9 protein-coding genes are annotated in these 14,295 nt (G+C 54.0%); 8 read left to right on the top strand and 1 reads right to left on the bottom strand.

Annotated features, from left to right (window positions below; genetic code table 11):
• The 8 genes from ACULM0_RS03035 to ppk2 all read left to right on the top strand — a co-directional run bounded on the left by ACULM0_RS03035 (position 1) and on the right by ppk2 (position 14,072).
• Entirely contained in the window at positions 1-1,755 is a 1,755-nt protein-coding gene (locus ACULM0_RS03035; protein ID WP_463678991.1) for a flavocytochrome c, read from the top strand.
• Between the two features lie 110 nt (positions 1,756-1,865).
• Positions 1,866-3,461, top strand: a complete 1,596-nt coding sequence (locus tag ACULM0_RS03030; protein ID WP_463678990.1) for an ATP-binding protein — start codon at positions 1,866-1,868, stop codon at positions 3,459-3,461.
• Positions 3,436-4,116, top strand: a complete 681-nt coding sequence (locus ACULM0_RS03025; RefSeq protein ID WP_463678989.1) for a response regulator — start codon at positions 3,436-3,438, stop codon at positions 4,114-4,116. The genes ACULM0_RS03030 and ACULM0_RS03025 overlap by 26 nt, the downstream gene beginning before the upstream one ends.
• Positions 4,117-5,538, top strand: coding sequence for a flavocytochrome c (locus ACULM0_RS03020; protein WP_463678988.1), 1,422 nt, complete (start codon positions 4,117-4,119; stop codon positions 5,536-5,538).
• 453 nt (positions 5,539-5,991) lie between these two features.
• Complete coding sequence (locus tag ACULM0_RS03015; protein WP_463678987.1) at positions 5,992-10,692, top strand: choice-of-anchor O protein; 4,701 nt, start codon at positions 5,992-5,994, stop codon at positions 10,690-10,692.
• A gap of 112 nt (positions 10,693-10,804) precedes the next feature.
• A complete protein-coding gene (locus ACULM0_RS03010) occupies positions 10,805-12,202 on the top strand; it encodes a hypothetical protein (RefSeq protein ID WP_463678986.1) in 1,398 nt (465 codons plus the stop codon).
• A 162-nt stretch (positions 12,203-12,364) separates the two neighbouring features.
• Positions 12,365-13,120, top strand: a complete 756-nt coding sequence (locus ACULM0_RS03005; RefSeq protein WP_463678985.1) for an arylamine N-acetyltransferase family protein — start codon at positions 12,365-12,367, stop codon at positions 13,118-13,120.
• 79 nt (positions 13,121-13,199) lie between these two features.
• Positions 13,200-14,072 (top strand): polyphosphate kinase 2, encoded by an 873-nt coding sequence (ppk2, locus tag ACULM0_RS03000; RefSeq protein ID WP_463678984.1) that lies wholly within the window; start codon positions 13,200-13,202, stop codon positions 14,070-14,072.
• A gap of 33 nt (positions 14,073-14,105) precedes the next feature.
• On the opposite strand, the gene ACULM0_RS02995 is transcribed toward ppk2, so the two are convergent.
• Entirely contained in the window at positions 14,106-14,279 is a 174-nt protein-coding gene (locus ACULM0_RS02995; RefSeq protein WP_463678983.1) for a hypothetical protein, read from the bottom strand.
• Between the last annotated feature and the right edge of the window lie 16 nt (positions 14,280-14,295).

Below are 14,295 nucleotides of genomic sequence, written 5' to 3'. Positions count from 1 at the left end.
ATGAAAAGAAATGCAGTCCTTATGTTTGTACTCATGTTCATGCTCATCGCGACAAGCGCGCTTGTCGGGTGTTCAAATCAAGAAGAAGTGGCAGCCATCTACACACCGGGTACCTACGAAGGTGAGGGCGCGGGTCACGCGGGTCCCATCGAAGTGGCGGTAACGGTATCGGAGACGGAGATCGAGGGAATCGAGATCTTGGCGTTCAACGACTCAGAATTTGCAGAGGGGCCTACCGAGGATATGATCACTAAGATCGTCGAGGCCAACACCTCAGATATCGATGTGGTGGCCGGTGCGACGGTCACGACGACTGGCGTGAAAGAGGCTGCGACCATGGCGCTTGCCCAGGCAAGTATCGACGGTACTGCACCAGTGGCCACTGTAGATGAAGAAGAGGAAGAAGTGGTCCTCGAGGACCGCTCAACGGACCTTGTCATCATCGGTGCCGGCGGGGCAGGTCTCACGGCAGCTATCGAAGCCTCTGATCACGGTGTTGATGTCATCGTTTTGGAAAAGATGCCTATGGTCGGTGGAAACACGAAGTACGCCACAGGCGGACTCAACGCTGCTGAAACCGTCAGCCAAGAGGCTCTCGGTATTGAAGACGATGTGGAGATTTTCTTTGAAGATACCATGAAGGGCGGCGGCAATATCAACAACGAAAGCCTTGTCCGCGTGCTTGCTGAGCGTTCTGCTCAAACGGTCGAGTGGTTGATCAATCTCGGTACCGACCTATCGGACGTCGGTCGTATGGGTGGCGCCAGCGTCAACCGTGCTCACCGTCCAACGGGCGGTGCTGCAGTCGGTGGACACCTGACAGAAATCCTACACGAGCAAGCGCTTGAGCGCGGTGTGGAGATTCTTCTCAACTCGGAGGTCATCAAGATCAATGGTAACGCCGACGCTGTAGAAGGTGTCATTGTCAAGACTGACCAAGGCGAGTACACAATCGAAGCCAAGGCCGTGATCGTGGCATCAGGTGGGTTCGGGGCGAATAACGAGCTCGTGGCTTCTTTCGATCCTGCCCTCAAGGGATACGGGACGACGAACCATCCCGGCGCCACGGGAGACGTAGTGGATTTTGCGAAAGGTCTCGACGTTTCCTATGTTGACATGAAAGAGATCCAGACGCACCCTACGGTCATGCCTTCGAACAATTACATGATCACAGAAGCCGTGCGCGGTAATGGTGCGATTCTCGTGAACCGCGATGCGAAGCGATTCGTCAACGAACTCGAGACGCGCGCAGTGGTTTCCGATGCCCAGTTGGCACAAGAAGGCGCCAGCAGTTTCCTCTTCTTCGATCAGACGGTCAGAGAGAGTCTCGCTGCAATCGAAGGCTACTATAAAAAGGGATTTCTCTTTGAAGGGGAGACCATCGAAGAGTTGGCAGAAATCATAGAGGTAGATGCTGCGACGCTCACTGAAACGGTCGCCACTTACAACGCATATGTTGCAGCGGGCGAAGATCAGGATTTCGCCAGACAAGATCTCCCCACTACTCTAGAAAACGGCCCCTACTACGCGGTCGAAGTGGCTCCTGCTGTCCACCACACAATGGGTGGCGTGGAGATCAACATCGACGGCATGGTTATGAACTCCTCAGGTGAACCGATTGCAGGGCTCTTCGCAGCCGGTGAAGTAACCGGTGGTGTCCATGGTAACAACCGCCTCGGTGGGAACGCTCTCGCCGACATCACGATCTTCGGACGCGTGGCGGCAGAGAGTGCAACGGATTATATCGGACAATAATATAGAATGAACCCCTCATATGGGAAAAGAGAAGCGAAAGCTTCTCTTTTCTGCATGTACATACTTGTGTTAGAATACGTACGAATGGACGATAGGAAGGAGAGGGGTCGATGAAACTACAACAGAAGATCACGGCGATCCTGGCGGTCATCATCACGGTGCTCATTCTTTTCTTGACCCTCACCATGTACGTGACCTGGTACCGTTCTATCCAGCGACAGGTGGCCATGGATGCTATGGATCAGGCTGTGATCCTAGCTGAGAATCCCGTGATCAAAGAAAAAATCATCAAAGAGAATGGTTACATCGCGATCAACAGCCTGGTGGAGAGTATTCATCTGAAAACGGGCATCCAGTACCTTTACATTCTTAACGAAGATAGACGGTACTTTGCTCATCCGCATCCTGATCAACTGAACACCACGGGAGATTCGTCGGACCTAAAGGTGGGAGAAATACCCGGAGAGCCCAGCTACTACTATGAGATGACGAGAAACGCCATGGTGGAGGGCTACGCACCCATCTACACCGAAGGGGTGCAGACGGGTCTGGTGGTCGTGGGTATTTTCAACGGTCGCATCCTGCAGACCATGAGCGGTTTCGCACTGCAGCTCATCCTTTTTGCGGTGGTAGCCATCGGTATGGGAGTTTTCGTGGCCCATCAGCTGGCCAAGAACATCAAACGATCGATCTATGGTTTAGAACCCAGCGAAATTGCTATGTTGCTTCAAGATCGCGAGCTTATCCTCGAGAACATCGGGGAAGGAATTCTTGCCATTGATCACCTGGGTAAGATCACGATGATCAACGAGCGGGCCAAGGATTTGCTCGATCAGCCGGAGCTTGCGGTCGGTATGGCACAGGAACGCCTGTTGTTTACCAATCTTCTCGAGGAGGCCCGTGAAATCGGTGAAGTGTCGGTCGAGCGCGAGTGGCGACGCGACTCAGGGGTGTTTCTGAAGATTGAGATCATTGCGCTGCATGCAGTGGACCCCAGGCTCAGGCATCTCTGCCGTATCGAGGATATGAGCCTCGTGAGAAAACGTGCTGAGGAGCTGACGGATATGCAGCAGTTGACCCAAGCATTGAGAGCGCAAAATCATGAGTTCATGAACAAACTGCACACGATCTCTGGATTGATTCAGCTCGAATCGTACGACGATGCACTGATGTACATCGAGCAGGTCACGGAGACGAAACAAACGGTGATCCGCCAGTTGCGAGACCAGGTCAAGATTCCTGCGTTGTCAGGCTTGCTCCTGGCAAAATACTCGAGAGCATCAGAACGGAAGATTGACCTGCGCCTCTCGCTCGACACCTACATTGATCGCTTACCGGAACACATGATGGAAAGCGACATCTCATCGATCTTGGGGAACTTGATTGACAATGCTATCGAGGCGCTCGCGAGACGAAAGGACGCCAGGATCACCGTGACGCTACGTTCGAACAGAGCAGAAGCGCTGTTGGAGGTCCGCGACAACGGTCCTGGTCTCGGGGGAAGGGCCGTGGAAGAAGTCTTGCGGAGAGGCTTTAGTTCCAAAGGACCCGACCGCGGCTTTGGTCTTGCCATCGTCCGAGAGAAAATCGAGCGGGCTGGAGGCACATTGGCCCTTCGGGAGGACGGAGGCCTGCACTGCAGTGTGAACCTGCCCATGAATCGAAAGGAGGAGACGCGAAATGAGGATATTGATCGTAGAAGATGACCCCATGGTCCGTAAGGTCAGCAGGGGGTTCGTTAAAAAAATCAAATCCACGCACGTGGTCTTTGAAGCGGCTACACTCGACGAGGCGAAGGAGCGGCTGGTGAAAGAGTCAATCGATCTCGTGCTCCTAGATGTCTACTTGGACGATGACTACGGACCGGACCTTCTCGACTGGATCCGTCAGGAACAGCGCGATGTGGATGTGATCCTGATTACAGCCGATAACTCCGCCCAGACGGTGGAGAAAGCCTTTCGACTCGGTTCGGTAGATTATCTGATCAAACCCTTTCAGTTCCATCGCTTTAAAGAAGCGATCGAGAAGGTGGACAGCAGGAAGAACCAGCTGGACCAGCACAGCGCCCTTGAGCAGTCCCACATCGATCGCATGATCGGGGGTCAACAAAACGTAGACAACCGCACACTGGGCAAAGGCATCAGCCCGTCAACCTACGATCGTATTGAAGAAGCCTTACGTGGGTCGACAGAACCGCTGAGTGCTGTGGAGATCGCCGAACGTACACAGCTTGCGCGGGTGACCGTCCGCCGGTATCTGGAGTATATGGTGGAGCAGCACAGGGCGACGGAACATTTGGCGTACGGCAAAGTAGGAAGGCCGAAGAAATTCTATACCGTCGCCGAGAAGGATGTCGATTAGATGAGTCGGATCAAAGGAATCCTGATCATGCTCCTGTTGCTAGGTGCCATAACCGCAACCCTTCGGTGGACAGCCTTACCGGAAGAAACCGCAGATCTCGTGGTGATCGGCGCCGGCGCCAGTGGAATGAGCGCTGCACTCGAGGCCGCGGGAGATGGGAGAGAAGTGGTTGTGCTTGAGAAGATGCCCTATGTTGGCGGGAATACCTGGCGGGCGACCGCAGGCATCAACGCCATTGGAACAGAAGCCCAGAAGGCTCTGAATATCTCGGATTCGGAAGAGACCTTCATACAAGATACCTTCCGCTCTGGGCACGATCAGAACAATGCTCACATGATCGAAATAATGGCGGCGGAGAGCGCCTCGGCTGTGAACTGGTTGATGGATCTCGGAGTCGATTTGAGCGATGTGGGGATCCTGGCCGGTCATTCTGTACCCAGGACCCATCGACCCATGGGGGGTCAACCGGTGGGTGGAGAGATTGTCACGGTGCTCGAGGAGAGGATCAACGATGCAGCGATCGATCTGCGTCTCGAGCACAAGGCCATCGAGATCATCGAAAGGGGAGGACGTATTGAGGGCGTCCAGGTGGTCGATCGTACTGGGAAAGAGTACGTGATTAGGACCAAAGCGCTGATCATTGCGACCGGAGGATTCGGTGGTAGCCCGGAGCTGTTCGTCTACTACAACAAGACATTAAAAGGCTATCACACGACCAACAGCCCCAGTGCCACAGGAGATTTTCTCGATCTGACTGAAGAGCTCGATGTCGAGTTGGTGGATATGTCTTACATCCAGACGCATCCCACGGTCTCTCTGGAGTACGGTGTGTTGATCACAGAGGCGCTACGGGGTAATGGTGGCATTTTGGTCAACAATGCAGGAGAACGGTTTGCCGATGAGCTAAAGAACCGGGACTTCTTGAGTCAAGACCTTTTGTCACAGGCTGATAAAGAGGTTTACCTCGTTTTCAACGAACCGATCCGGCGTTCCCTTGCTTCTAGCGATGCCTATATTGATATGCATCTGGTGACATCGGCTGAGGAGATTGAGGATCTTGCGGCGATGTTGCGCATCGACCACATGCACCTGGCGCGGACTATCGAACGCTACAATGGCTTCGTCGAGACGGGAGAGGATCTCGACTTCGGACGCAAATCTTTGGCGCGTAAGCTCGATCGCGGTCCTTACTACGCCATTCGCGTGACACCGGCCGTTCACTACTGCATGGGTGGTATCTTGATAGACGAGAAGACCCGCGTGATCAACGGTTCTGGCGAACCGATCATAGGTCTCTATGCTTCGGGAGAAGCCACCGGAGGGATCCATGGCTTGAACCGCCTGGGGGGCAACTCTCTGCTCGATGCTGTGGTGTTCGGACGGATTGCGGCGCGAAGTGCAATGGAAGATATTGGAGAGTAGAGAACCCTACAAAATGGGTTCTCTTTTTTTATATGTTAATCCAATGATCAGATGAGGTAAATGATAATGAGAAATATTATCAAATGATGCAAACTTGAGCGAACTCATAAAAACGGGGTAGAAATGTAGAGAAATGGATGTTATCAGCAGTAGAAAGTGACTGGCCTTATAGCAGGAATTCTTTGAAGAAATTGTAACCTATTCGCATTAACGATCTCCTATCCACACCGCCTTCCAGTCCGAGGGGGAGGCCATTTACCCAAGACCGATCGCTCGTTAGATGGGTCTATTTTTGTGAAATCATTATCAAAAATTACTGGTAAGACTACTACTCAATGGCTTCCTGCGTCAGGGGAGGTCTCTCGAGAGAAAGAGGTGATAGGCTATCTAAGAAAGGACGTTAACGGGAGGCGTGTTCGAGATCAACGATTGTGAGTAGGGAGGGAGAAGTTTATGAACCGTAGGGGTATCGCTTATCTATTGATGGTGTTGCTCGTGTTGGGCGCCATGGCACCGACGGTGTCACTCGCAGACACGGATAATCTTGCGGAGCTCCGTTATGTGGGCCCTGGACTCTATGAAACGGAGATGGTCATCTTGAAGGGAGGGGCGATCCACGATGCAGAGGTGGTCGTGGGCACCTGTTCCATTTGGAACTCGAGAAACGAACTCTTCGTTTCCCTCGAGGCCGACGAGGGCTGGGTATGGAAGGATATCGAGATTTTTGTCGGTAACGATGTCCTGCCCGCTTCGGGTGGTGCAAATCCGCTGGTGAACAAGTTTCCGTACATGGAACGATTCAAGGATGGTCGGTCGAGCTATCTACTGACCCTCAAGCTCGTGGAAGACCTGGGTATCGCCTGGGGGAGGCGCGACGAGAAGGATCGTTTTCCACAGATCGCGGTACATGCCCAGGTGGAGGACACCTCGGAGAAGAAAGGAACACAGTACAGGGCATGGGCACGGGGTATCCACACCTTCTCAGGACAGGGTGGTTACTGGTCAGAGTACGCACTCGTGCACCCCAAGAGCGGACATTTTGTCGATGCGCCGGTGGAGGGGGTCCAGTATCGTACACCCACGCAACAGGGAAAAACGGACAAAGGTGGGTCCTTCTACTATATCGAGGGTGAAGAGATCTCCCTGTACATCGGGCATACCTTCATCGGTCACGCGCGAGCCGATCACCGCATGACGCCCATGTCGCTACTGGGGACCACGAGGACGGATCATCCTGCGGTCGTGAACATGGCCATGGTCCTCCAGAGTCTCGACACCGACGGGATCCCCAAGGATGGCATCTCAATCGAGGAGGAAACGGCCGAGGCTTTTGATACGGCCATGAAACGCCTGGCCATCGAGGCCATCGATTTCGAAGACGATGGACAGATCGATGCGCTGCTCGACGAGACGAAGGCCCTCCTGGGTGGTTCGCTGACCCTTGTGACGCGTGCGGAAGCCGAGGAGAATTTAAAAGACGGCACGAGCAGCACGATCGTACGGAAGAATGTCTCCAAGACGTCTGAACAAGAGAATACAAAAGCCAAGCTGGAGATCATGAATCTCTATGTACCGGCGCAGAAGGCGAACGGAGATCCCGTGACGCTGGCTTATTATGAAAATGTGGAAGATGCTGAGGGCAATCTCGTGCCTCGGCTTCTCGAAGAGCGCAACGAGGCTAAACCACTGATCTCTTGCTATACGGAGGCCAATCTCGCTACAGGGGCCGACGATGTCATGGCTGCCGTTTCCCGAGACGAAGGAGGGACGTGGAGGACCACGAATCTTTCCAAGTCATCGGATAAGTCTTCCTTCAAGCTGGCCGATGGAACGGATTTTTACGGCGATACCCATAAGCCCCAGATCAGAGTGAAGGGGAACTACATCTTGGCCGTCTGGACCTCGAAATATGCCAAGACGGGTCGTCCGACCTATGCGATCAAGATCAACGAGGATCCTGAAGATGAAAAGTATGATCCCTATGATGATGCCTATTACGAGAAAGACATCTGGGGCGTATCAGGACCGCAGCGTTCTCTGGACTACACAGAACTGGGCTATCCTGAGGTAGGGGAAATCCCCTTCAGTGTCGTCTGGGCATGCCGCGGTGTTATCGACGAGGCCACAGGCACCATCACTTGGTACAAACCCGAGCGACTCACCTCCGGACGTCGCGATGCCAATCAGATCATGATGAACGGTGTTGAAGACGTAGGCTTTGCTGTGGTTTGGCAAGAAGATCCAGAGGGTCTTAGGCCCGGTGAACAGGCCGGACCCGGTGAGGGGTGGAGCGGTGCCACGACCAATCACAAGACGGATATCTGGTATAGTTTTGTCCCATGGGATGCCTTCGACGACATTGATTCCTATTTTGAACCCAACGGTCAGTCCCAGGACCGCGAGGAAGATGAAGAGGTCCGCGGTCGACCCAAGGCAATGGTACCCTTCAGGTTACCCGTGCGCATCTCGGATAACGATACGCTGAACCTGAGCAACATGAAGATCGATACGACGGACATGGATCTACCCGAAGAGGAACTCACATGGGTCGATGTGGACGCCAGCACTTTCCTACCACTCGTGAGTGAAAAGGAACTCGAGGGTGCCCACCAGTACGGTTACGTGGATTTATCCGACTTCTACGATCATGTTCCGAGTGGCTACCGCGTCACCGATCAGCTTTACTATGAGGTGAACAACCAGGGGGCGGACAAGTACATCGCCATCACGCCCGACGGCCGCCTCATGGATGGGAACACCGGAGCCTCTAGACCCAACATCATGTTGCAGAAGTACACCAAGAAAGATGGTAGCGTGAGCGCCTGGGTCCAAATCTGTTACGAGGAGACCAAGGGCGTGGGCGCCGGTCCTCCGGATGACGCAGGAAGCTCCGGTGGCTCGACCACCGATGCTGCGATCACGGTTGAAGACCCTAGCGATGTCATCATCTCTGACGCCGCCACCGACGGCGAGGGAACGGGTGCCCAGCGGGGTAAGGACGCCTATGTGGCCGACGAAGGCAAGAATGTGATCTACCATTCCTTCGATCTCTACGGACCGGATCTGGTAGCCGAGGGGCACATTATCAACCCGCAGATCAAGATCGACTCGGATGAGGAGAAGGCCTTCTATGCCCGAGAGGACGGGGTCCTCTACGGACTCGATGAAGCAACGGGACTCCTCTACCTGACGGATGAAATCGGCGACTTCCTCTACGACTGGGATGGCGTGACGCGTCTACCGGCCTATGAGAATGCCCGTCGTCCCCGTATGATCATCCAGGGCAAATCGGCGGCCATCGCAGGTAAGGCTGAGACGGAGAAAGGGACCGTCATGGTCATGGTCTACAAGATGGGTGAAGAGGGCAAGGGAAGGCCTTCTGACATCTTCATGAGACGCTGGGAGGTTGCCAAGGCCGATACCGGCAATCCCTACGCGGTGAAGTATCTGGTGGAAGACAACTTTAACATCAGCAGCGTTTCCGTTGGTGAGACTCTGATCAACGAGAACAACGACGAAGACAGCAAGGGCGAGGGCTTGAAAGTGCTCAACTGGGAACAGACCGAGGAAAACCTGTCCGATGATTCCTGGGTAAATCCCTATGATGATGCTAGGGCCCACCGCGGAATCCTGCGCGGGGATATGCTGGCCATCGCCCTCGACTGGACGCCCAACTGGGCGGCCGCGCGCAACGGCAACGATATCTATAACCTGTACGTCCGTCGTTCCTTCGACGGTGGACACAATTTTACCACGGATCCTGAAGGTAGTGGGGTAACTCATACTGAGCTCTTCAAGCTCGGCCTCGGAGACGGAACGGGTAGTGAAGATCGAGATGAGGATACACGCGAGATCGTTGAAACTACCTACGCTGCAGGGGCCTTCGAACCCATGCGTAACCTGTCACTGAAGAGCAATAACAAGGAATCCGTCATCGAGCCGAGGCTCGTGGGCGGACCGGCCTCGATCGTGGGATCCGATTATCCCGAGGACCAGCGGGACACTTCCGTTTTCTGGGTCACCTACGGGACATCGACGAATCCCGGAAAGAGAGACGAAGAGACCAAGGAACCTTTGGATCTTTACTACAGCTACACCACGGACTTTGGCGAGACCTATTACACCCTGACCAAGACGACGAATCCCGATAGCCAGGGGAACCACCCCGGCGAAGCGAAGGTCGTTTGGGATTGGTTGGCCAAGGACACGGGTCAGAAGGCAGCGGCCCAGGCCGAGTGCCAGATCCGGATGTCGCCGGATGGTTCCGTCTTTTACGCCGTGTGGAACGAAGCGAGCGAGACTTCCTGTGACGTCATGTTCAGAAGGATCATCCCGAGCGGGATGAGCATCGCGAGCACGATCAACACGATCGATGACATCCCACCGATCATCACCGTTACCGGCGTGAATGACGGCGACGTCCTCCGTTCGGATGCGGCGATCGATGTGGTGTTGAGCGAGCTGGGGACATGGTATGCCGAGGTGACTTTGGGTGACTATGACGAGTTGACTTCGAGCGGTGCCATCGGAATCTTCACGGAGCCTTTCGTTCTAGAGGCAAGTGAGGAGGCGGTCTCCTACGAGATGATCGTCTACGCTGAGGACCTCTCGGGCAATACAGCGCAAAAAACACTCGACTTCACCATCGACAGCCGAGTGCCTGTGATCGAAATCACAGGTGTGACAAGTGGTGAGTACACACGTGAAGATGTGGACCTTGCCATCTACACCGAAGGCGAAGAAACGACGATCACCTTGCAAAGGGATGGGGGTGAAGTGCCGATCGGCAACGAGGCCCTCCTGTCAGTAGAGGGTCGATACGCACTGGTCGTCAACGTTGTATCTGGCACCCACACGGCCGACCGGCATGTGGACTTCGTGATCGACAAGACAGCCCCGTCGATCGTGATCGAGGGTGTCGAAGAAGGGGGCTCTTACCGTCAGCATGCCAAACCCGAGGTGATGGTCACCGATACCTACAGTACGCAGCTGTCCGACTTGACCCTTCTACTCAACGGCATGGAGTATCTCTTGGGTACGAAAATTTCAATTGCCGGTGATTATGAACTGATCGTCGAGGCGATGGACCTATCGGGGAACACGGCCACAAAAACGGTACACTTCACGGTAACCGCCAATGAGAAAACGAGGTGATCAATGGCTGAGTAAAAAGTAATACGCGGTACATGAACATCGGGTTGGCTCACAAGAATGTGGGTGGGCCAATCCGTGAGGTTAGGGGAATTCGTAAAGGAGGAACAACAATATGAGGCGCTTGAGGGAGCAAAAGAAATGGGTGTTCTTGGCCTTGTTTGCCATGATTATCCTGACGGGTAGTACCTTCACCCAAAGTCGCGCCATCCTTCCTATCCAGGCGCCCAATCGGGGGGCATCTCCGATCTGGGCCGAGAGAATGTCGGAAGAAGAAGCGGCACTTGTGGAAGAAGAATCAGTCGAAGTACTCGCTGAGAAAGTGAGTGATGAGGAGACCCAGGGGTGGGATCAGCCAGACAAGCCGGTGCCCCCCGGACAGGCGAAAAAGTACGAAGTGCCGATAGAGGAGGTTCCGGACGAACCTGTAGAAGCAGTGGAGGACTCCCCGGCGATCGATCTGGTGGTAGATGAGGAAGTACCAGCAGCACCAGCGGAAGAAAATCCGGGCCACCAGAACGGACAACAGGGGAACGAAAACGCTGACGACGAGGGCATTGAAGAAGAACAGGAATCAATCGTCAGCGATGACGAAGCGGAAGATCCGGTCGTTCCCGAAGAAAAGTCAGGCCAGGGCCAGGGGAATAACCCCCATGATGCGACTGTACCCAACCAAGACCCCGTTGTAGAGACTGGCCAGGGAGGTCAAGGTGAAGAAGCGGATGAAGTGGAAGCAGTTCTCGGTTTGAGCAGTGATTCCACGCTCTTCACGATTCTGATCGATGGGAAGCGGATTCCTGGATTCGATCCCGCTAAAAAAGATTATCCTTATGTCTTTGAGGCCGATATCCAGGTCTTGCCGTCGATCTACGCTGTAGCCAATCACGAGGCCGCGACAGTGAAGTATTCGACGGTCACGCAGCTACCCGATACGATGGTGATCCAGGTGACGGCTGAGGATAGAAGCAAGACCCACTACCACCTGCACCTGACTGCCGAGGGCCTGAAGGAGGGTGAAGTGATTCTCCTGCTCGAAGCAATCCCCGAACTGACCGTGCCGGATATGTTGGGCCTGTGGTTACCACCGACCGAGGAGGAATTCGAGCTTGGTAAGGGTAGTGCGCCCATTCGTTTCTGGGTGTCCGACCCCCTCTTGACCCCGGAAATTTGGATCTACGATCCCGCCGGCAGCACCACCGATGCCGTGATCAAGATCAGCACCGGTGAGCTTAAGATGAACACCGGATCGGGTAAGCACGCTCGCGCCACGGTCGCCAGTGGGGAGGGAGGCTTTTACAAGTACAACTTGAAGCTCAAGTCCTTCCCAGATCTGGAAATCGGTGAGCGTTACGCCCTGGCCATCATGAACGGTGGTGAACAGGTCTATTTCGGAGACAATGTGCCGGCGGTCATTCATTTCACAGTCGTGGAGGCCTTCAAGGAGGCCCCATCCAATCGCAATCGGACGGATGACAAGAGCCAAGGGCGTTCGAACGCCGGGGGCAAACGCTAACGTACCCACCATTTACTGATCATAGAAACCGGATGACCACCGATCTGCGGAGGTCATCCGGTTTCTGATTTCTTAAATATTCAGCCACTATGGCGATACGGGAGCTAACGCGCTATGATAGGGATGTCAAGTTGTGCTAGGATCTGAAAGGAGGTAAGGGTAGTGGAGAGTAGAAGCTTCGATCGATATCTCGAGCGGCTGGCTATCGATCGGAAGGTCAGACCTGATCATGAAACGCTACAACTGCTGCACCGGCGCCATCTCGAGCACATTCCCTTCGAAAACCTGATGATTCGAGAGGGTGCATGTCCCGACCTGCAGATAAGAGCTCTAGAGAATAAGATTTTGTACCAGGGAAAAGGTGGCATCTGCTACGAGCTCAACGGTCTCTTCGCCGCGCTTCTGGAAGTCATCGGCTTCGATGTGCGGATGCTCGGTGCTCGGGTTGAAGAGAAAGGAACTTTTTTTGACCATCTGGTGCTTGAGGTGGCTATAAAGGGTGCATCTTATCTGGTGGATGTGGGCTTTGGCGATCATTTCGTTGAGCCGTTCCCCTTGGTGGTGGATAAAAAATTCTCTGACGAGCGCGGAACGTTCTGGTTGGAACAAGAGAATGACAATAGGATTCTCTGGCGAGAGGGTCTGGAGAGAGAACGGTCATTTTGCTATGAACTTTGTCCCGTCGCCAGAGAGCTGCAGGATTTCAAGGAACAGTGCTACCATTATGCCAAGGCACCTGACTCGCGCTTTCGCAAGGGAACGATTCTCTCACGATTCACAGAAAACGGAAGAGTTTCCTTGACCGACGACCGCCTTCTGCTGACGGAAGCGGGCGACAAGCGGGTCATTCAACTCGAAGATGCAGCTGCATTTCAATCGATGCTCCGAAGGCATTTTCCCGAACTCGTTGGGAATTAACGGTGGTAGGGGGTATATGTATATCACTTTGTAACGTGTATCAGAAGGTGTGGATCACCAGAGGGAAAGGAGCAGTTCCATGGGTAAGAAGGAAAAGAAAGAGGGGTTTTCATCGAAGAATTTCAAGACAGTGGAGATCGAGGGAATCAAACGGCGGAAACTGAAGCGGAAACCCTATGAAAAGGAACTGAGGAAACTGCAGATCGAGCTCGTGAAACTCCAGGAGTGGGTAAAAGAAAATGGACTCAAGGTCGTGGTGATTTTCGAAGGGCGCGATGCCGCCGGTAAGGGAGGTGTGATCAAGAGAATCACAGAGAGTCTGAACCCCAGGATCTGCCGAGTGGAGGCCCTTGGTATCCCCACGGAAAAGGAAAAAACACAGTGGTACTTCCAGCGCTACGTGAACAAGCTACCTGCTGCCGGCGAGATTGTACTCTTCGATCGCAGTTGGTACAATCGCGCCGGAGTGGAACGTGTCATGGGCTTTTGCACGGATGAAGAGTACCGCGAGTTTCTCAGGACCTGTCCTGAGTTCGAGAAGATGCTGATTCGTTCGGGCATCATCCTGATCAAGTATTGGTTCTCGGTTTCCGATGAGGAGCAGGAGCGACGTTTCGAGGCCCGGCTTGAGGATCCGACGAAGCGCTGGAAACTGAGCCCGATGGATATGGAATCGCGCAAACGTTGGGTGGACTATTCAAGAGCCAAGGATGTCATGTTCGCGCACACGGATACCAAGCAGTCCCCATGGTATGTGGTGGATGCCGATATCAAGCGACACGCGCGGCTCAACTGCATCCGTCATTTGCTCGAGCAGATTGATTATAAGGACCTAACGCCCGAACCCATTGCACTCGAACCTCGGGAGGTCGAGGAGCGGTACGTCAGACCGCCGATTACCGACCAGACCTTTGTTATGGACCATTATGGGGGTCAGGTGACCGATAATTAAAAAAGAGCCGCCCGGCTCGGGCGACTCTTTTGACTAAAAAGCATGTGTGATCAACAGACCCACGGAGATGAGAAGGCTCGTGATCAGGACCGCGATCGTGATGATCAGCGCTTCTTTCTCTTTTTGGAGGAGCTGGTTACCTGCCACCATGCGCTGTCTCTTGGACATCGAAAGCTTGTGCAGGGCGTTTCTCAAATCTTTGACCACTTGTATGCCTCCCGCT

Source organism: Halotolerantifilum yawarlongkerapense, from assembly GCF_054506745.1.
This window is presented reverse-complemented; position numbering and strand designations above follow the sequence as displayed.

What these genes read in the sequence shown, in the direction of transcription:
- ACULM0_RS03035 (WP_463678991.1), top strand. Translation starts at nt 1, where the DNA reads ATGAAAAGAAATGCAGTCCTTATGTTTGTACTCATGTTCATGCTCATC.
- ACULM0_RS03030 (WP_463678990.1), top strand. Translation starts at nt 1,866, where the DNA reads ATGAAACTACAACAGAAGATCACGGCGATCCTGGCGGTCATCATCACG.
- ACULM0_RS03025 (WP_463678989.1), top strand. Translation starts at nt 3,436, where the DNA reads ATGAGGATATTGATCGTAGAAGATGACCCCATGGTCCGTAAGGTCAGC.
- ACULM0_RS03020 (WP_463678988.1), top strand. Translation starts at nt 4,117, where the DNA reads ATGAGTCGGATCAAAGGAATCCTGATCATGCTCCTGTTGCTAGGTGCC.
- ACULM0_RS03015 (WP_463678987.1), top strand. Translation starts at nt 5,992, where the DNA reads ATGAACCGTAGGGGTATCGCTTATCTATTGATGGTGTTGCTCGTGTTG.
- ACULM0_RS03010 (WP_463678986.1), top strand. Translation starts at nt 10,805, where the DNA reads ATGAGGCGCTTGAGGGAGCAAAAGAAATGGGTGTTCTTGGCCTTGTTT.
- ppk2 (WP_463678984.1), top strand. Translation starts at nt 13,200, where the DNA reads ATGGGTAAGAAGGAAAAGAAAGAGGGGTTTTCATCGAAGAATTTCAAG.